Source organism: Streptomyces sp. NPDC004111 (genome assembly GCF_042874215.1).
Classification (GTDB): domain Bacteria; phylum Actinomycetota; class Actinomycetes; order Streptomycetales; family Streptomycetaceae; genus Streptomyces.
Window position 1 is genome coordinate 266,418 of record NZ_JBIAMU010000007.1, and the last position, 18,444, is coordinate 284,861.

The 18,444-nt window shown below is 72.1% G+C and carries 14 protein-coding genes; 12 read left to right on the forward strand and 2 right to left on the reverse strand.

The window, feature by feature from the left end; translation table 11 throughout:
* The first annotated feature begins 122 nt into the window (after positions 1 to 122).
* The 11 genes from xylB (at position 123) to ACFYVL_RS16775 (ending at position 15,253) form a co-directional block, all read left to right on the forward strand.
* A complete protein-coding gene (xylB, locus tag ACFYVL_RS16725) occupies positions 123 to 1,643 on the forward strand; it encodes a xylulokinase (protein WP_389245252.1) in 1,521 nt (506 codons plus the stop codon).
* Positions 1,644 to 1,691: 48 nt separating this feature from the next.
* The gene (locus tag ACFYVL_RS16730) at positions 1,692 to 1,901 is read left to right on the forward strand and encodes a hypothetical protein (protein ID WP_389245254.1); all 210 of its coding nucleotides are present in this window, start codon (positions 1,692 to 1,694) and stop codon (positions 1,899 to 1,901) included.
* Positions 1,902 to 2,102: 201 nt separating this feature from the next.
* Positions 2,103 to 4,061: an acyl-CoA dehydrogenase family protein gene (locus ACFYVL_RS16735; RefSeq protein ID WP_389245256.1), complete on the forward strand. Its 1,959-nt coding sequence runs from the start codon at positions 2,103 to 2,105 to the stop codon at positions 4,059 to 4,061.
* 75 nt (positions 4,062 to 4,136) lie between these two features.
* Positions 4,137 to 4,889, forward strand: coding sequence for a hypothetical protein (locus tag ACFYVL_RS16740; protein ID WP_389245258.1), 753 nt, complete (start codon positions 4,137 to 4,139; stop codon positions 4,887 to 4,889).
* 173 nt (positions 4,890 to 5,062) lie between these two features.
* Positions 5,063 to 7,762, forward strand: coding sequence for a preprotein translocase subunit SecA (gene secA / locus ACFYVL_RS16745; RefSeq protein ID WP_389245260.1), 2,700 nt, complete (start codon positions 5,063 to 5,065; stop codon positions 7,760 to 7,762).
* 64 nt (positions 7,763 to 7,826) lie between these two features.
* Entirely contained in the window at positions 7,827 to 9,101 is a 1,275-nt protein-coding gene (gene dxr / locus ACFYVL_RS16750; RefSeq protein WP_389245262.1) for a 1-deoxy-D-xylulose-5-phosphate reductoisomerase, read from the forward strand.
* Complete coding sequence (locus ACFYVL_RS16755) at positions 9,098 to 10,402, forward strand: M50 family metallopeptidase (RefSeq protein WP_389245264.1); 1,305 nt, start codon at positions 9,098 to 9,100, stop codon at positions 10,400 to 10,402. Before dxr ends, ACFYVL_RS16755 begins: the two co-directional genes overlap by 4 nt.
* 140 nt (positions 10,403 to 10,542) lie before the next feature.
* Positions 10,543 to 11,700 carry a flavodoxin-dependent (E)-4-hydroxy-3-methylbut-2-enyl-diphosphate synthase gene (gene ispG / locus ACFYVL_RS16760; RefSeq protein ID WP_389245266.1) on the forward strand — a complete coding sequence of 386 codons (1,158 nt, stop codon included), beginning with the start codon at positions 10,543 to 10,545 and terminating at the stop codon, positions 11,698 to 11,700.
* Positions 11,701 to 11,913: 213 nt separating this feature from the next.
* Positions 11,914 to 12,756: a GNAT family N-acetyltransferase gene (locus ACFYVL_RS16765; RefSeq protein WP_389245406.1), complete on the forward strand. Its 843-nt coding sequence runs from the start codon at positions 11,914 to 11,916 to the stop codon at positions 12,754 to 12,756.
* A 91-nt stretch (positions 12,757 to 12,847) separates the two neighbouring features.
* Positions 12,848 to 13,408: a GNAT family N-acetyltransferase gene (locus ACFYVL_RS16770; RefSeq protein WP_389245268.1), complete on the forward strand. Its 561-nt coding sequence runs from the start codon at positions 12,848 to 12,850 to the stop codon at positions 13,406 to 13,408.
* Positions 13,409 to 13,552: 144 nt separating this feature from the next.
* The gene (locus ACFYVL_RS16775; protein ID WP_389245270.1) at positions 13,553 to 15,253 is read left to right on the forward strand and encodes a proline--tRNA ligase; all 1,701 of its coding nucleotides are present in this window, start codon (positions 13,553 to 13,555) and stop codon (positions 15,251 to 15,253) included.
* Between the two features lie 591 nt (positions 15,254 to 15,844).
* On the opposite strand, the gene ACFYVL_RS16780 is transcribed toward ACFYVL_RS16775, so the two are convergent.
* Positions 15,845 to 16,450: a TetR/AcrR family transcriptional regulator gene (locus tag ACFYVL_RS16780; RefSeq protein WP_389245272.1), complete on the reverse strand. Its 606-nt coding sequence runs from the start codon at positions 16,448 to 16,450 to the stop codon at positions 15,845 to 15,847.
* 90 nt (positions 16,451 to 16,540) lie between these two features.
* Between ACFYVL_RS16780 and ACFYVL_RS16785 the strand changes: the two genes are divergently transcribed.
* Entirely contained in the window at positions 16,541 to 17,452 is a 912-nt protein-coding gene (locus tag ACFYVL_RS16785) for an NAD(P)-dependent oxidoreductase (protein WP_389245274.1), read from the forward strand.
* A 27-nt stretch (positions 17,453 to 17,479) separates the two neighbouring features.
* Here ACFYVL_RS16785 and ACFYVL_RS16790 read toward each other — a convergent pair whose 3' ends face one another.
* Complete coding sequence (locus ACFYVL_RS16790) at positions 17,480 to 18,424, reverse strand: aminoglycoside phosphotransferase family protein (protein WP_389245276.1); 945 nt, start codon at positions 18,422 to 18,424, stop codon at positions 17,480 to 17,482.
* Positions 18,425 to 18,444 lie beyond the last annotated feature (20 nt).

Consider the following 18,444-nt stretch of genomic DNA (forward strand, 5'->3'; position numbering starts at 1 on the left):
ACGACGCGCCCGACGCTTGACTAGACCTTCTCCCGACTCCCGCCGAAACACATTTGTTCTGTGTACGATCAAACCCGCCCGACCGGCACCGGGCCGGCCCCGACCGCAAGGAGAGCCGTCCGATGCCCCCCAGTCGCAGCGCCCCGGCCGGCGCCACCGGTGGCCGCGGCCCGCACGCCCCCGTCGTCCTCGGCGTGGACAGCTCCACCCAGTCCACCAAGGTGCTCGCCGTCGACCGCGACAGCGGCACCGTCCTCGGCACCGGCCGCGCCCCGCACACCGTCACCGGCGGGCCGGGCGCCCGCGAGAGCGACCCCGGACAGTGGTGGCGGGCACTGGGCGCCGCCGTCGCCGCCGCCCTCGCGGACGCGGACGTACCGGCCGGGGCCGTCACCGCCATCGCGGTCGCCGGCCAGCAGCACGGGCTGGTCGTCCTCGGCGCGGACGGCCGCCCGCTGCGCCCCGCCGTCCTGTGGAACGACACCCGCTCCGCCCCAAAGGCCGCCGCGCTCACCGAGCGGCACGGCGCCCCCTGGTGGCTGGAGCGGACCGGATCGGTACCGGTCGCCTCGATCACCGCCACCACCTGGCAGTGGCTGCGCGCCCACGAGCCGCACACCGTGGAGGCCGCCCGCGCCCTGCGCCTCCCGCACGACCACCTCACCGAACGGCTCTGCGGCGTCGCCGCGACCGACCCCGGCGACGCCTCCGGCACCGGCTGGTACTCCACCGCCACCGGCGGGTACGACCCCGAGATCCTCCAACTCCTCCATATCGAAAAGGAGTTCCTGCCCGAGGTCGCCCCCACCGGAGCCACCCGCGTCGGCTCCCTCACCCCGGGCGCCGCCACCGCGCTCGGCCTGCCCGCGGGCATCGCCGTGGCCGCCGGAACCGGTGACAACATGGCCGCCGCCGTCGGACTCGGCCTGGGCGGCGAGGGCCTCCTCGACCACCCGGTGCTCTCCCTCGGCACCTCCGGCACCGTCTTCGCCGCCACCCGCACCCGCCCCGCCAGCCCCGGCATCAACGGATTCGCCGCCGCCGACGGCAGCTACCTCCCGCTGGGCTGCACCCTCAACTGCACGCTCGCCGTCGACCGGATCGCCGCACTGCTGGGCCTGGAGCGGGAGGACGCCGTGCCCGGCGGCGACGCGGTCCTGCTGCCCTACCTCGACGGCGAACGCACCCCCGACCTGCCGCACGCCACCGGTCTGCTGACCGGCCTGCGCCACGCCACCACCCCGCAGCAACTGCTCGGCGCGGCCTACGAGGGCGCGGTCTTCACCGTGCTGCGCGCCCTCGACGAACTCCTCACCGCGTGCGGCACCGACCCGCACGACCCCTCGGTGGCGGCCCGCCCGCTGCGGGTGATCGGCGGCGGCGCCCGGGGACGCGTCTGGGTGGAGACGGTACGGCGGCTCTCCGGCCGCCCCGTGGTCCTGCCCGCCGCACCGGAGCTGGTCGCCCTGGGCGCGGCGGCGCTGGCCTGCGGCGCGGACACCGGCGCCGACCCGGTCGCCGTCGCCGCGGGCTGGGCCGCGAGTGGCGAGAGCCGCGAACTGCCGCCCGTGGAGCGCGACATGGCGACCTGGGACCGCGTCGAGGAGGTGCTGGGGCAGGCGTCGCGGACGTGGCGCGGCTGAGCCCCGCCCGGACCGCCCGCGCTCCGGGGCCGGTGCGATAGTGGGGCGATGATGATGCTCGTACTGGCGGGACTCGTGGTGCTCGCCGTCGGTGGATGCGTGTGCGTGGTGTGGGCGGAGCGCGGCGGCCCCCGCTGGACCCGTGCGGTCGCCGCCGTCACGATCGGCGTGAGCGACCTGGTGGTCTCCTCCGCCAAGCGCAACAAGCGGCGCCGGAGGCTGGGCGGCCCGCCCAGCAGGTCGAGCGGCGGCGAGTAGCGCGAGGACAGCGCGGCGGACCCGGCGCCCGCCGGCGACTCACCCGCGCAACCAGCCGGACCACGTGCGCGCGGGCTGGTGGCAATGAGCGCGATGGGGTAGATACGAGTGGGTAGAACCGGTCGGTAGCCGTACGCGGCTCCTTGCGGCGGTACACCACCTTCCGGGTCCTTGATCCCGACGCGCGGCGAGGTGAGCCTCATGTCCGCACCACACACCCACGACAAGCCCGGCCAGCCCCCCAAAGTCACCGAGCGCGAGGCCCGCCAGGTCGCCGAGGCCGCGCGCGAGCAGGACTGGCGCAAACCCAGCTTCGCCAAGGAACTCTTCCTCGGCCGCTTCCGCCTCGACCTCATCCACCCGCACCCGCTGCCCCCCACCGAGGACGCCGAGCGCGGCGAGGCCTTCCTCGCCAAGCTGCGCGCGTTCTGCGAGACCGGCATCGACAGCGCCCGGATCGAGCGCGAGGCCCGCATCCCGGACGAGACGGTCAACGGGCTCAAGGAACTCGGCGCGCTCGGCATGAAGATCGACCGGAAGTACGGGGGCCTGGGGCTGACCCAGGTGTACTACAACAAGGCGCTCGCCCTGGTCGGCTCCGCCAGCCCCGCGATCGGCGCGCTGCTCTCCGCCCACCAGTCCATCGGCGTACCCCAGCCGCTCAAGCTGTTCGGCACCCAGGAGCAGCGGGACACCTTCCTTCCCCGGCTCGCCCGCACCGACATCTCGGCCTTCCTGCTCACCGAGCCCGACGTCGGCTCCGACCCGGCCCGCCTCGCCACCACCGCCGTGCCCGACGGCGACGACGCGTACCTCCTGGACGGCGTGAAGCTGTGGACGACCAACGGGGTCGTCGCCGATCTCCTGGTCGTCATGGCCCGGGTGCCGAGGACGGAGAGCGGCAGGGGCGGCATCACCGCCTTCGTCGTCGAGGCCGACTCGCCGGGCATCACCGTCGAGCACCGCAACACCTTCATGGGCCTGCGCGGTCTGGAGAACGGCGTCACCCGCTTCCACCAGGTCCGGGTGCCCGCCGCGAACCGGATCGGCCCCGAGGGCGCGGGCCTCAAGATCGCCCTCACCACCCTCAACACCGGCCGGCTCTCGCTGCCCGCCATGTGCGTCGGCGCGGGCAAGTGGTGTCTGAAGATCGCCCGCGAGTGGTCGTCGGTGCGTGAGCAGTGGGGAAAGCCGGTCGCCCACCACGAGGCCGTCGGCGCCAAGATCTCCTTCATCGCGGCCACCACCTTCGCCCTGGAGGCGGTGCTCGACCTGTCCTCCCAGATGGCCGACGAGGACCGCAACGACATCCGCATCGAAGCCGCGCTGGCCAAGCTGTACGGGTCGGAGATGGCCTGGCTGATGGCCGACGAACTGGTCCAGATCCGCGGCGGCCGGGGCTTCGAGACCGCCGAGTCGCTCGCCGCACGCGGCGAACGCGCCGTGCCGGCCGAGCAGATCCTGCGCGACCTGCGCATCAACCGGATCTTCGAGGGCTCCACGGAGATCATGCACCTGCTGATCGCCCGCGAGGCGGTCGACGCCCACCTCAAGGTGGCCGGCGACCTCATCGACCCGGAGAAGTCCCTGTCCGACAAGGCGAGGGCGGGCGGCAGGGCCACCGGCTTCTACGCCCGCTGGCTGCCGAAGCTGGTCACCGGCCCCGGCCAGCTGCCGCGCTCGTACGGCGAGTTCCACCCGGCGGGCCACCCCGACCTGTCCGGACACCTGCGCTACGTCGAGCGCACCGCCCGCAAACTGGCCCGCTCCACCTTCTACGCGATGTCCCGCTGGCAGGGCCGCATGGAGACCAAGCAGGGCTTCCTGGGGCGGATCGTCGACATCGGCGCGGAGCTGTTCGCGATGAGCGCCGCGTGCGTACGGGCCGAACTCCTGCGCACCACCGAGGACCACGGCCGCGAGGCCTACCAGCTCGCCGACGTCTTCTGCCGCCAGTCCCGCATCCGCACCGAGGAACTCCTCGACCGGCTGTGGACCAACACCGACGACCTCGACGGCAAGGTCGTACGGGGAGTGCTCTCCGGCACGTACTCCTGGCTGGAGGAGGGCATCGTCGACCCCAGCGGCGACGGGCCGTGGATCGCCGACGCCACCCCCGGCCCGGCGAAGCACGACAACGTGCACCGGCCGATCCGCTGACCGGCGCCGGCCCGCGCGGGCCGGCGAAAAACGGAATGGGTGACACCGGCTCTTCCCGTGCCCCACGATGAGCACATGAACAAGGGGTACGGGAAGAACACGGCGGTACGCACGCGCATACGAGCGGCAGGCGGGGCGGCCCTGGGAGCGGTGTGCTGCGCGGCGGCACTGACGGCCTGCGGCGGCCCCCCGGAGGAGCCCCGGAACAGGCCCGCGCCCGCCGCGGCCCCGCAGCCCCTGTCCCAGACCGCGCTCAACGCCCGCGCCTTCGCCCCCGGCGAGCAGGCCGGCCCCTACCGCACCACCGAGTACACCGTCTCCGGTAGCCCGCCGAGCGACGAGTACACCGCCGCCCCCGCCCTCTGCCAGCCGCTCGTCGGCCTCAGGTCCGCCGAGGGCGGCCCCCACTCCCAGGTGCACCGCAGGCTCGCCGACCCCGCACGGCCCCAGGGCGCCGACGTCGCCGTGCAGCTCCGCTCCTACCGGCCCGGCGGCGCGGCCGGGGTGATGGCGGCGCTGCGCACGGCGGGGGAGAAGTGCAAGGGGGGCTTCACCGAGAACCGCGGCCGGGCGGGAGCGGCCCCGGTCGCCGCCCGCTACACCGCCGTCGAGAAGCTCCCCGCACCCGCCGGGACCGGCGACGAGGCCCAGGCGTACCGCCTCGCGGTGCGCGAGGTGCGGGGCACCGGGACGGCGTACGAGTACCTGACCGTCGTACGGACCGGCGCGACCACCCTGTCCTTCCGGGCCGAGACGCTGGGCACCGCGGACCTCGGCGGCGTGCCGAAGGAAATCGTCGACGCCCAGTGGGAGAAGTGGGCGAAGTGAGGAACGTGGCAGAAGTGCGGGAAATGCGGGGACGAAAGGAAATTCACCCGCCCCGCTGACTCCACTGGTTCCCCCGCCCCTCCTGCTTCCCTTCCGCCATAACTCTCCTTGCGGCAACGGAATTTCACGCCGACAATGTGCAGTCCGGATGTGCGGCGGGTGGGGGAATCACGATGCCAGGGCTCGGTCTGGGAAGCGTCACCAACAGGATAATGCGGGCCGGCGAGGGACGTGTCCTGCGCAAACTCCAGGGAATTTCCCGGCAGGTCGCCCTCGTCGAGGACGAATACCGCGATCTTTCCGACCCGGAACTCCAGGCACTCACCGAGGAGTTCAAGGAACGGTACGCGGAGGGCGAATCCCTCGACGACCTGCTGCCGGAGGCCTTCGCCGCGATGCGCGAAGCGGCCCGCCGGACCCTGGGAATGCGCCACTTCGACGTCCAGGTCATGGGCGGGGCGGCACTCCACCTCCAGTGCGTCGCCGAAATGCGCACCGGCGAGGGGAAGACCCTCGTCGCCACCCTCCCGCTCTACCTCAACGCCCTCGCCGGGAAGGGCGCCCACCTCGTCACCGTCAACGACTACCTGGCCGAGCGCGACGCCGCCTGGATGGGCCGGGCGTACCGCTTCATGGGCCTGAGCGTCGGCGTCATCAAGGCCGACATGGACCCCGCCGACCGGCGCGCCGCCTACGCCTGCGACATCACGTACGGCACCAACACCGAATTCGGCTTCGACTACCTGCGCGACAACATGGCCTGGTCGCACGAAGAACTCGTCCAGCGCGGCCACCATTTCGCCGTCGTCGACGAGGCGGACTCCATCCTCATCGACGAGGCGCGCACCCCGCTCATCATCTCCGGCCCCGCGGACCAGCCCACCCAGTGGTACGGCGCCTTCGTGAAGCTCGTCGCGCGCATGACGGGCGTACTGGTCCAGGAGGAGCGCTACGTCACCCAGGCGGAAAAGGACGAGCTCGTCGAAATCCGGGCCGCCCACCACTACGAGTACGACCCCAAGAAACGCACCGTCGCCATTCTCGACCGGGGCGTGGAATTCCTGGAGGACCAGCTCGGCATCGAGAATTTCTACGACTCCGTGCACACCCCCCTCATCGGCCACCTCAACAACGCCATCAAGGCCAAGGAGCTGTTCCGCAAGGACAAGGACTACGTCGTCCTGGACGAGGAAGTGCTGATCGTCGACGAACACACCGGACGGCTGCTGCCCGGCCGCCGCTACAACGAGGGACTCCACCAGGCCATCGAGGCCAAGGAGCACGTGGAGATCAAGAACGAGAACCAGACCCTCGCCACCGTCACCCTCCAGAACTTCTTCCGGCTCTACGGCCGGGGCCTGTCCGGAATGACCGGCACCGCGATGACCGAGGCCGCCGAGTTCCACCAGATCTACGAGCTCCAGGTGGTGCCCATCCCGACCAACAGGCCGATGGTCCGCCGCGACGAGGCCGACCTCATCTACCGCACCGAGGACGCCAAGTACGCGGCCGTCGTCGACGACATCGCCGAGCGGTACGCCACCGGCCAGCCGGTGCTCGTCGGCACGGTCTCGGTGGAGAAGTCCGAGCACCTGTCCGCGCTGCTGCGCCGCCGGGGCGTTCCGCACGAGGTCCTCAACGCCCGCAACCACCAGCGCGAGGCGCAGATCGTGGCCGGGGCCGGCCGCCGGGGAGCGGTCACCGTCGCCACCAACATGGCCGGCCGGGGCACCGACATCATGCTCGGCGGCAGCCCGGAACCGGTGACCGAGGACGGCGAACCGCAGGACGACGCGGCACGCGCCTCCAAGGACCCGGCCGCCGGGGACGCCGCCGCCACCGCCGCCCACGACGAGGTCAAGGCGCTCGGCGGGCTCTATGTCCTGGGCACCGAGCGTCACGAGTCCCGCCGGATCGACAACCAGCTCCGCGGCCGGTCCGGCCGCCAGGGCGACCCCGGTGCCTCCCGCTTCTACCTCTCGCTGGAGGACAGCCTGATGCGCCTCTTCCGCGCCCAGGCCGTCGACCGCGTGATGACCATGGCGAACCTCCCCGACGCCGTGCCCATCGAGAACAAGCTGGTCACCCGCGCCGTCGCGTCCGCCCAGTCGCAGATCGAACGGCAGAACTTCGAGGCCCGCAAGGACCTGCTGAAGTACGACGAGGTCATGGACCGCCAGCGCAAACTGGTCTACAGCGAACGCCGCCGGGTCCTCGACGGCGAGGACCTCACCGGCCAGATCGGCCACTTCATGGACGACACCGTCGACGCCTACGTCCGGGCCGAGACCGCCGAGGGGTACGCCGAGGAGTGGGACCTCGACCGGCTCTGGCGGGCGCTGCGCGACCTGTACCCGATCACCCGCACCGTCGCCGAACTGCGCGCCCACCCCGACCTCACCCCGGACGACCTCGCCGAAGCCCTCCGCGAGGACATCCACGAGCAGTACGCCGCGCGCGAGGCCCGGCTCGGCTCCGACGCCCTGCGCGAACTGGAGCGGCGCGTCCTGCTCGCCGTACTGGACCGCAAGTGGCGCGAGCACCTGTACGAGATGGACTACCTGCGGGAGGGCATCGGGCTGCGCTACATGCTCGGCCGGGAGCCGATCTTCGAGTACCAGCGCGAGGGCTTCGAGCTGTTCACCGCCATGATGGACGCGATCAAGGAGGAGACCGTCGGGTTCCTCTTCCACCTCAAGGTCGAGACCGACGCGCCCGTGGCCGACCTGGCCCCCCGCCAGGACGAAGGGCTCAGCTTCACCGCCCCCACCATGGACACCGAGGAGGGCGTCGTCACCCACCAGGGCCCCGAGCGCGGGCGGCAGCCGTCCGGGCGCGGCAGGGGGGACCGGAAACCGCGGTCCGGACGGTGACCCCGGAAGCGTGATGCGGGGGCGCGCTGTCCACAGCACCCCCGGGCCGGGACACAATGGGGGGATGACCGAAAGCCCTGCCCCGCTCGCCGACCCGCACCTGCGCTACGGCGCCGTCACCGAGGGGCCGCGCGACATCGTCGTCCTCGGCTCCACCGGCTCCATCGGCACCCAGGCCATCGACCTGGTCCTGCGCAACCCCGACCGTTTCCGGATCACCGCGCTCTCCGCCGCCGGGTCCCAGGTCGAACTGCTCGCCGACCAGGCCCACCAGCTGCGGGTACGTCAGGTCGCGGTCGCCCGCGAGGAAGCCGCGGGCCCCCTGCGCGAGGCGCTGCGGACCCGGTACGGCAGCGAGCCGCTCCCCGAGATCCTGGCCGGCCCCGAGGCCGCCACCCACCTCGCCGCCTCCGACTGCCACACCGTCCTCAACGGCATCACGGGCTCCATCGGTCTCGCTCCCACCCTCGCCGCCCTCGAAGCGGGCCGTACCCTCGCGCTGGCCAACAAGGAGTCGCTGATCGTCGGCGGCCCCCTGGTGAAGGCCCTCGCCAAGCCGGGCCAGATCATCCCGGTCGACTCCGAGCACGCCGCGCTCTTCCAGGGGCTGGCCGGAGGCAGGCGCAGCGAGGTGCGCAAGCTGGTCGTCACGGCGTCCGGCGGCCCGTTCCGCGGCCGTACGCGGGCCGAGCTGGCGGACGTCACCCGCGAGGACGCGCTGGCCCACCCGACCTGGGCGATGGGCCCGGTCATCACCGTCAACTCGGCGACCCTGGTCAACAAGGGCCTGGAGGTGATCGAGGCGCACCTCCTGTACGACATCCCCTTCGAGCGCATCGAGGTCGTCGTCCACCCGCAGTCCTACGTCCACTCGATGGTGGAATTCGTCGACGGCTCCACGCTCGCCCAGGCCACCCCGCCCGACATGCGCGGCCCGATCGCCCTCGGCATCGGCTGGCCCGAACGGGTTCCGGACGCCGCCCCGGCCTTCGACTGGACCAAGGCCTCCACCTGGGAGTTCTTCCCGCTCGACACCGAGGCCTTCCCGTCGGTCGGACTCGCCCGTCACGTCGGGGAACTCGCGGGCACGGCCCCGGCGGTGTTCAATGCCGCGAACGAGGAATGCGTCGACGCGTTCCTCGCGGGACGGCTGCCCTTCACAGGAATCGTGGATACGGTCGCCGAGGTCGTGGCCGAGCACGGAACCCCCCGCGGGGGAACCCGGCTCACGGTCGCGGACGTCCTGGAGGCAGAGAACTGGGCGCGCACCCGCGCCCGAGAACTGGCAGCGGTGCCGCAGACCACGGCACGGCACACATCGGCGGAGGCCCGCGCATGACGACCATCCTGTTGACGGTCCTCGGGATAGTCATTTTCTTCGGTGGGCTGCTCCTCTCCATCGCCCTGCACGAGCTGGGCCACCTCACCTTCGCCAAGCGCTTCGGCGTCCGGGTGCCCCAGTACATGGTCGGCTTCGGCCCCACCATCTGGTCGAGGACCAGGGGCGAGACCGAGTACGGCATCAAGGCCATCCCGCTCGGCGGCTACATCCGCATGATCGGCATGTTCCCGCCCGGCAAGGACGGCCGCATCGAGGCCCGCTCCACCTCGCCGTGGCGCGGCATGATCGAGGACGCCCGCGCCGCCTCGTACGAGGAGCTCCAGCCGGGTGACGAGCACCGGCTCCTCTACACGCGCAAGCCCTGGAAGCGCGTCGTGGTGATGTTCGCCGGACCGGCCATGAACCTGATCATCGCGGTCGTGATGTTCCTCGGCGTGTTCATGTTCATCGGGCTGAACAAGGCCACCACCACGGTCGACTCGGTCGTCCCCTGCGTGATCTCGCAGAGCGAGAACCGCGACGCCTGCCGGTCCACCGACCCCGCCTCCCCGGCCAAGGCCGCGGGCCTGCAGAAGGGCGACAAGGTCGTCGCCTACCAGGGGGAGCCGGTCGCCGACTGGGCCGCCCTCTCCGACCGCATCCGCGCCTCCCGCGGCGAGGTCAGCATCACCGTCGAGCGCGGCGGCGAGCAGAAGGTCCTCACCACCAAGGTGCTGACCAACAAGGTCCTGAAGAAGGACGCCGACGGCAACGTCGTCAAGGACGCCTACGTCGACGCCGGCTACCTCGGCTTCGGCCCCGCCTCCGCCACCACCCCGCTGTCCTTCACCGAGTCCATCGACCAGATGGGCACCATGATCCAGTCCGGTGTGGACTCCCTGATCGCGCTCCCCTCCAAGGTCCCCGACCTGTGGAACGCCGCGTTCAACGGCGAGGAGCGCAAGGCGGACTCACCCATGGGCGTGGTCGGCGCGGCCCGCGTCAGCGGCGAGATCCTCGGCATGGGGCTGCCCATGGAGAACACCGTCGCGATGGTGCTCTTCCTGGTCGCCGGGTTCAACCTGTCGCTGTTCCTGTTCAACATGCTCCCGCTGCTCCCGCTCGACGGCGGGCACATCGCGGGCGCCCTGTGGGAGTCGCTGCGGCGGGGCATCGCCAAGGTCTTCCGCAAGCCCGACCCCGGCCCCTTCGACGTCGCCAAGCTGATGCCGGTCGCGTACGTCGTCGCGGGCATCTTCATCTGCTTCACGGTGCTGGTGCTGATCGCGGACGTGGTGAACCCCGTTCGCATCTCCTGACGCCTTCGTCACAACTTCGGACCACCATTGAGTGGATTTGTCGACGTGGTGTACTCCGGACTTTCGAGGTGCCGTACGCTCGAAGTCCGGAGGCCGCCGATCTCGGCACATCTAGATCCACACTTGGGGTTGCACAGCAGATGACTGCAATTTCTCTCGGAATGCCGTCCGTTCCGACGAAGCTCGCCGACCGGAGGATCAGCCGCAAGATCCAGGTCGGCACCGTTGCCGTCGGCGGGGACGCCCCCGTCTCGGTGCAGTCGATGACGACCACGCGCACGTCCGACATCGGCGCCACGCTCCAGCAGATCGCCGAGCTCACCGCGTCCGGCTGCCAGATCGTCCGGGTCGCCTGCCCGACCCAGGACGACGCCGACGCGCTGGCCACGATCGCCAAGAAGTCGCAGATCCCGGTCATCGCCGACATCCACTTCCAGCCGAAGTACGTGTTCGCCGCGATCGACGCCGGCTGCGCGGCCGTCCGCGTCAACCCGGGCAACATCAAGCAGTTCGACGACAAGGTCAAGGAGATCGCGCACGCCGCGCGCGACACGGGCACCCCGATCCGCATCGGCGTCAACGCCGGCTCGCTGGACGCCCGCCTGCTGAAGAAGTACGGCAAGGCCACCCCCGAGGCACTCGTCGAGTCCGCCCTCTGGGAGGCCTCCCTCTTCGAGGAGCACGGCTTCGGCGACATCAAGATCTCGGTCAAGCACAACGACCCGGTCGTGATGGTCAACGCCTACCGCCAGCTCGCCGCCCAGTGCGACTACCCGCTGCACCTCGGCGTCACCGAGGCCGGCCCCGCCTTCCAGGGCACCATCAAGTCGGCCGTCGCCTTCGGCGCCCTGCTCTCCGAGGGCATCGGCGACACCATCCGCGTCTCCCTCTCGGCCCCGCCCGTCGAGGAGATCAAGGTCGGCATCCAGATCCTGGAGTCCCTCAACCTCAAGCCGCGCCGCCTGGAGATCGTCTCCTGCCCGTCCTGCGGCCGTGCCCAGGTCGATGTCTACAAGCTCGCCGAGGAAGTCACCGCAGGCCTCGAAGGCATGGAGGTGCCGCTGCGCGTCGCCGTCATGGGCTGCGTCGTCAACGGCCCCGGCGAGGCCCGCGAGGCCGACCTCGGCGTCGCCTCCGGCAACGGCAAGGGCCAGATCTTCGTCAAGGGCGAGGTCATCAAGACCGTCCCTGAGTCGAAGATCGTCGAGACCCTGATCGAAGAGGCGATGAAGATCGCCGAGCAGATGGAGAAGGACGGCGTCGCCTCCGGCGAGCCGACGGTCGCCATCGGCAAGTAGCCCCCGGCGGGCCCCGCCCGCCCCGGCCCGTGCCCCGCGCTCCCCGAGGAACGCGGGGCACGGTCTTGTCCGTGTACCGAGCGGCTCCGGGCGCCGTCGCCCGCCCCGGCCGTCCCGCCCGGGAGCACGGCTTTTCGGTCCGGCTGGGTGGTTTCGAACGCGACGGGTACAGTGCGGAGATCAGCGAACCGTACCGGTGAGGCCCTCCACGTGTTGACGACGACCACCACCCGCGTCCTCGCACCCGGCGAGCTGGGCGAGGCGCTCGCCCTGCTGGAGAGCGAGCCCGTCAACAACGCCTTCGTCACCTCCCGGGTCCAGGTCGCCGGACTCGACCCCTGGCGCCTGGGCGGCGAGATGTGGGGCTGGTACGAGGGCGGCACCCTGCGCAGCCTCTGCTACTCCGGCGCCAACCTCGTCCCCATCTGCGCCACCCCCGAAGCCGTCCGCGGCTTCGCCGAACGGGCCCGCCGCACCGGCCGCCGCTGCTCCTCCATCGTCGGCCCCGCCGAACCCACCGCCCAGCTGTGGCGGCTGCTCGAACCGAGCTGGGGCCCCGCCCGCGAGGTCCGCGCCCACCAGCCCCTGATGGTCGCCGAGCGGATGCCCGACGACATCACCCCCGACCCGCTCGTACGGCGCATCCGCAAGAACGAGATGGAAACGATCATGCCCGCGTGCGTGGCCATGTTCACCGAGGAGGTCGGCGTCTCGCCGATGGCGGGCGACGGCGGACTGCTCTACCAGGCACGGGTGGCCGAACTCGTCGGCGCCGGCCGCTCCTTCGCCCGTATCGAGGACGGCAAGGTCGTCTTCAAGGCCGAGATCGGCGCGGCCACCGCCACCGCCTGCCAGATCCAGGGCGTCTGGGTCGCCCCCGAACACCGGGGCAAGGGCCTGTCCGTCACCGGCATGGCCGCCGTCCTGCGCTACGCCCTCGCCGACGTCGCCCCCGTCGTCAGCCTCTACGTCAACGACTTCAACGCCCCGGCCAGGGCCTCGTACCGGCGCGTCGGGTTCCAGGAGGTCGGCGCCTTCATGAGCGTGCTCTTCTAGCGCGCCCCGACGGCCCGGCCCACCGCGAACCCCGGCCACCGCGCCGGATTCCGGCGTCCCCCGGCACCCCGGAGCCGGTTAGTGTTCGCCCATGAAGCCCCGTACGGACGACGCCGCAGTGATCGGCCCGCTCGACCTCGCCGCACGCGTGGACGAGGCGCTCGCCGTGCAGGCCCTCGCCTTCGGCCTCGGCCCGGACGAGGTCGGCGTACGACGCCACATCGTGCTGCGCCACATGACCTCGCCCGGCGCCCGCGCACTCGGCGCCACCACCCCCGACGGACGCCTCGTCGGCTTCGTCTACGGCATGCCCAACGACCGCACCCACTGGTGGTCCACCATCGTCGAGCCGTATCTGCGCCACAGCGGACTCGACGCCTGGCTCGACCACTCCTTCGTGATCACCGAACTCCATGTGCACCCCGACTTCCAGGCCCGGGGCATCGGCCGCACACTGATCACCAGCATCACGGACACCGCCGCCGAACCCCGCTCGATCCTCTCCGCCATCGACATCGAGAGCCCCGCACGGGCGCTCTACCGTTCCCTCGGCTACGCGGACCTGGCCGGCCAGGTGCACTTCCCGAGCGCCCCGCGCCCGTACGCGGTCATGGGCGCCCCCCTGCCGCTGCTGCGCCCGCCGGCCGCCTGAGGCCCGCCCGCCCGGCCGGCCACCGCGCCGGCCGGCCGCCCGGGGTCCGCCCGACGGATCGGCCGGCCGGGCACTAACCGATTTCCACCCGCCCCCACCCCCCGGCTAACCTCCTGACATCACCCTTCCGAGCAGGAGTTCACCATGGCCCAGGTCCAGCGCATGTCCCGTTTGATGGTCAAGACATTGCGCGACGACCCGGCGGACGCCGAGACCCTCAGCCACAAGCTGCTGGTGCGCGCCGGTTACGTACGTCGCAACGCCGCGGGCATCTGGACCTGGCTGCCGCTCGGCAAGAAGGTCCTCGACAACATCTCGCGCGTCGTGCGCGAGGAGATGGACGCCATCGGCGCCCAGGAGGTCCTCCTCCCGGCCCTCCTGCCCAAGGAGCCCTACGAGGCGTCCGGCCGCTGGGAGGAGTACGGCGACCTGCTCTTCCGCCTCAAGGACCGCAAGGGCGCCGACTACCTCCTGGGCCCCACCCACGAGGAGATCTTCACCCAGACGGTCAAGGACCAGTGCACGTCCTACAAGGACCTGCCGGTGATGCTGTACCAGATCCAGACGAAGTACCGCGACGAGGCCCGCCCCCGGTCCGGCGTGCTGCGCGGGCGCGAGTTCCAGATGAAGGACTCGTACTCCTTCGACACCACCGACGAGGGCCTCGCCGAGTCGTACCGCCTGCACCGCGAGGCGTACATCAAGATCTTCAACCGCCTCGGCCTGGACCACCGCATCGTGTCCGCGGTCTCCGGCGCCATGGGCGGCTCGGCCTCCGAGGAGTTCCTCGCCCCGGCCGCCGCCGGCGAGGACACCTTCGCCGACTGCCCGAGCTGCGACTACGCCGCGAACACCGAGGCCGTCACCTTCGCGCTGAAGGCCGTCGAGGGCGCCGGGCACCCGGCCGCCGAGGACATCGCCACCCCCGACACCCCCACCATCGAGACCCTCGCCGCCCAGCTCGGCGTCGAGGCCTCGGCCACCCTGAAGAACCTCCTGGTGAAGGTCGACGGCGAGATCGTCGCCGTGGGCGTCCCGGGCGACCGCGAGGTCGACCTCGGCAAGCTCGGCGAGCACCTCGCCCCCGCCGTCGTCGAGCTGGTCACCGCCGAGGACTTCGAGGGCCGCGACGACCTCGTACGGGGCTACGTCGGCCCGCAGGGCCTGGCCAAGGTCCGCTACATCGCCGACCCGCGGGTCGCCCCCGGCACCGCCTGGATCACCGGCGCCAACAAGGCCGACACCCACGCGAAGAACGTCGTCGCCGGCCGTGACTTCGAGGTCGACGACTACCTCGACGTGGTCGTCGTCGAAGAGGGCGACCCGTGCCCCAAGTGCGGCACCGGCCTCAAGCTGGACCGCGCCATCGAGATCGGCCACATCTTCCAGCTCGGCCGCAAGTACGCGGACACCTTCTCGCTGGACGTCCTCGGCCAGAACGGCAAGCCGGTCCGGGTCACCATGGGCTCGTACGGCATCGGCGTCTCGCGCGCCGTCGCCGCCCTCGCCGAGCAGTCCGCCGACGACAAGGGCCTGTGCTGGACGCCCGAGATCGCCCCGGCCGACGTGCACGTCGTCGCGGCGGGCAAGGCGCTCCAGACGGAGCTGGCCGTCGAGGTCGCCGAGAAGCTGGGCGAGGCGGGGCTGCGCGTCCTGGTCGACGAGCGTCCGGGCGTCTCGCCGGGCGTGAAGTTCACCGACTCCGAGCTGATCGGCTGCCCGAAGATCCTGGTCGCGGGGCGGCGTGCGGGGGAGGGTGTCCTGGAGCTGAAGGACCGTCGTACGGGGGAGCGGCAGGAGCTGACGGTGGCCGAAGCCATCACCCACCTCACCACCCCCGCCTAACCCCCTCCCCGGACGCGCCCGGCCCCACCGCGTTGTGCGCCGGGGCCGGGCACCGACCCCCCCTTGGGCGCCGGGCCGGGCCCTTTCCCACCCCCGCCCCCGCCCGCTTGGGCGGCGGGGCCGCCCCCCGGGGGCGGAACGGGCGGGCAAGGGTGCGGCCCCCGGCGGAGCCGCACCCCCTCGGTCCCGCCCGGCCCCGGCCCGCTGCTCCGTACCGGAGTGGCCCGCTGCGCGGGGCTTCACCCCACCCCGCCCCTTCCCGAAGCCGGAGCTCCGCCCCGGACCCCGGGTGGCGGGCCCTCCAGGGGTGGGTGGGGGTGTGCGGGTGGAGTGTGGTTGCTCGCGCAGTTCCCCGCGCCCCTGAAGGGGCACTCCTGCACCGGACGGGGGAGGTTGATCGCGCCCGCGCGGCGGTAGCCGCACAGTGATACAGTCCCGCGCCCCTGAGGGGGCACGTCACGCTCGTGCCCGCGTGGCGGTAGTCGCACAGTGACACAGTCCTGCGGCCCTGAAGGGCGCGCGTCGGGCGGCCCCGTGGGTACGGCCCCGCGGCACCCTGGAAGGCCCCGCCCGCCGGAGCCCCGCCCCGCGCTAGCGGTAGGTGCGGAGCAAGTGGGCCAAGTGGCGGCCCACCGTCTCCAGCGGCTCCACACTCCGCCCCACCTGCGCCGCCATCTCCGCGCCCTCCAGCGCGCTGATCACCGTGTACGCCAGGTCCCGGGCGTCCCCCTCGGCGAACCCCGCCCGCACCAGGGCGTCCGCCACCAGGCCCCGCCAGCGGGCGAACGCCTCGGCCGCGGCCTGCTGGATGCCGGGGGAGTCGGGCGCGGTGCCCACCACGGCCGAGGTCACCGGGCAGCCGTCCAGCCAGTCCGAATCGCGCAGCCCCTCGGCCAGCTCCCCGGTCAGCACGAGCACGGCCGTCGCCGGGTCCTCCTCCGCGTCCAGCGTCCGGCGCAGGATGTCCGCGAACTCCTCGTCGCCGTGGCGCACGGCCGCCGTGCCCAACTCCTGCTTCCCGCCCGGGAAGAAGTGGTACACGGAGCCGAGCGTGGCCTCCGCCTCCTTGGCGATCTGCTTGATGCCGGTGCCCTGGTAGCCCTGACGCTGCATCAGCCGTGAGGCCGTACGGACGATCCGCTCGCGCGTACCGAGGGCGTCGGCGTGCGGCTGCTGCTGTTCTGGCTTCGTCTTCACAGCGGAAGTCTAACCAATTAGAGCGTTCGCTCTAGAAGGTGTGCTAGCTTGATCCCTAGATAGAGCGTTCGTTCTAGAGGGGATATTCTTGTGAGTGCACAGCAGGACAAGCAGTTCTCGGTGACCGTCATCGGCCTCGGCCCGATGGGGCACGCCATGGCCTCCGCGTACCTCGACGCCGGTCACCGCGTCACCGTCTGGAACCGCACCGCGAGCCGCGCCGACGACCTCGTCGCACGCGGCGCGGTCCGCGCCGACAGCGCCGAACAGGCCCTCGCCGCGAACGAGTTGATCATTCTCAGCCTGACCGACTACGCCGCGATGTACGCCATCCTGGAGCCCGCCACCGCGGCCCTCGACGGCCGCGTCCTGGTCAACCTCAGCTCCGACACCCCGGACCGGGCCCGCGAGGGCGCCGCCTGGGCGGCCGGGCACGGCGCCGTCCAGATCACCGGCGGCGTACGGACACCCCCGTCCGGCATCGGCACCGACGACTTCGCCACCTACTACAGCGGCCCGCGCGAGGTCTTCGAGCGCCACGAGGACGTCCTGAAGGTCATCTCCAACACCGACTACCGGGGCGAGGACCCCGGCCTGGCGGCCCTCTACTACCAGCTCCAGATGGACATCTTCTGGACCGCCCTGACCTCCTGGCTGCACTCCCTCGCCGTGGCGCACGCCAACGGCCTCACCGCCTCGGACATCAAGCCGTACGCGTCCGAAGTGCTGAGCGGAATGGACCAGTTCCTCGACTACTACACCCCGCGCATCGAGTCCGGGCAGCACTCCGGCGAGGTCGAGCGGATGTCGATGGCCGTCGCCAGCCTCGACCACGTCGTGCACACCACCCGCGACTCCGGGGTGGACCCGGCGCTGCCCGCCGCCGTACTGGAGACCTTCCGGCGCGGTGTCGCCGAGGGCTACGCGGAGGACAGCCTGACCCGGCTGTTCGAGGTGTTCGGCAGGAAGGGGGCGGACGCGGAAGCGGCGGGCGCCGCGTAGTCCCGGCCCGCCGCCCTCCCGGCCGGCCTACAGCCAGCCGGCGAACTCCAGCAGCATCTCGCCGTCCTGGCGCCGCCCCGCGGCCATCGCCCGCACCCCCGACTCGACCGCACGGAACAGCGTCCAGCCGTGCAGCCGCTCCCGCTCCACGTCCAGGGAGTCGGCCAGCCGGTTGATCCGGCGGCGGGTCGCGGAGGCGCCGGCCGCGGTGGCGATCTGGTCCTCGATCCGGTCGCGGACCAGCCGCGCCAGGTCGTACGCCCGCTCGCCGACGAGCGGGTCGGGACCCACCGCCAGCCACGGGGTGCGGTCGCCCGCGAGCACCTTGCCCTGCCGGAAGTTGCCGTGCAGGAGCAGGAGTTCGGGGGCGCCGGCGATCAGCTCGGCGCGGGCGGCGAGGGCCGCCTCCACCAGCGGGGAGAACTCGTCGGGGGCCTTGCCCATCGGCTCTGCCTGCCGGGCGGTGCGCTCCTCGACCGTCTCGAAGGGGTGCCCGTCCGCGGGCGCCACCCACAGCTTGCGCACCACGCCCGCGGCCTCCAGCAGGGCCTTCGCCTCGGGCAGGGAGCGCAGCGACACCTCGCAGTGCAGCCGCTCCAGCAGCAGCACCCCGTCACCGGCCGCGGCCGGATCTCCCGGGACGGCCCCCGCGCCGCCCGGAAGGGATCCCGCCGCGTCCGTGAGCTGCACCGCACCCCACCCGTTCCAGTGCGCGAGCGCCGCCCGCTCCAGTTCGGGACGGGCCGGACCGGGGGCCAGCTTCAGTGCCCGCTGCCCGCCGTCCGGGCGCCGCGCCAGCACCACCAGCGAGCTGCGCCCGCCCGGAGCCTGCACCCGCTCGCAGGTCAACTCCCGCTCGGCGAGGGCCTCCTGGGCCAGCCGAGGCAGCCGCCCCAGCCAGTCGCCGGCGGCCTGTTCCCCGTACGCCTCGCCCAGCGCCCTGACGAGGCGCTGCGGCGGTTCGAAAGCCATAGGTGGGGTGTTCTCCTTCG

What these genes read in the sequence shown, in the direction of transcription:
- xylB (WP_389245252.1), top strand. Translation starts at nt 123, where the DNA reads ATGCCCCCCAGTCGCAGCGCCCCGGCCGGCGCCACCGGTGGCCGCGGC.
- ACFYVL_RS16730 (WP_389245254.1), top strand. Translation starts at nt 1,692, where the DNA reads ATGATGATGCTCGTACTGGCGGGACTCGTGGTGCTCGCCGTCGGTGGA.
- ACFYVL_RS16735 (WP_389245256.1), top strand. Translation starts at nt 2,103, where the DNA reads ATGTCCGCACCACACACCCACGACAAGCCCGGCCAGCCCCCCAAAGTC.
- ACFYVL_RS16740 (WP_389245258.1), top strand. Translation starts at nt 4,137, where the DNA reads ATGAACAAGGGGTACGGGAAGAACACGGCGGTACGCACGCGCATACGA.
- secA (WP_389245260.1), top strand. Translation starts at nt 5,063, where the DNA reads ATGCCAGGGCTCGGTCTGGGAAGCGTCACCAACAGGATAATGCGGGCC.
- dxr (WP_389245262.1), top strand. Translation starts at nt 7,827, where the DNA reads ATGACCGAAAGCCCTGCCCCGCTCGCCGACCCGCACCTGCGCTACGGC.
- ACFYVL_RS16755 (WP_389245264.1), top strand. Translation starts at nt 9,098, where the DNA reads ATGACGACCATCCTGTTGACGGTCCTCGGGATAGTCATTTTCTTCGGT.
- ispG (WP_389245266.1), top strand. Translation starts at nt 10,543, where the DNA reads ATGACTGCAATTTCTCTCGGAATGCCGTCCGTTCCGACGAAGCTCGCC.
- ACFYVL_RS16770 (WP_389245268.1), top strand. Translation starts at nt 12,848, where the DNA reads ATGAAGCCCCGTACGGACGACGCCGCAGTGATCGGCCCGCTCGACCTC.
- ACFYVL_RS16775 (WP_389245270.1), top strand. Translation starts at nt 13,553, where the DNA reads ATGGCCCAGGTCCAGCGCATGTCCCGTTTGATGGTCAAGACATTGCGC.
- ACFYVL_RS16790 (WP_389245276.1), bottom strand. Translation starts at nt 18,424, where the DNA reads ATGGCTTTCGAACCGCCGCAGCGCCTCGTCAGGGCGCTGGGCGAGGCG.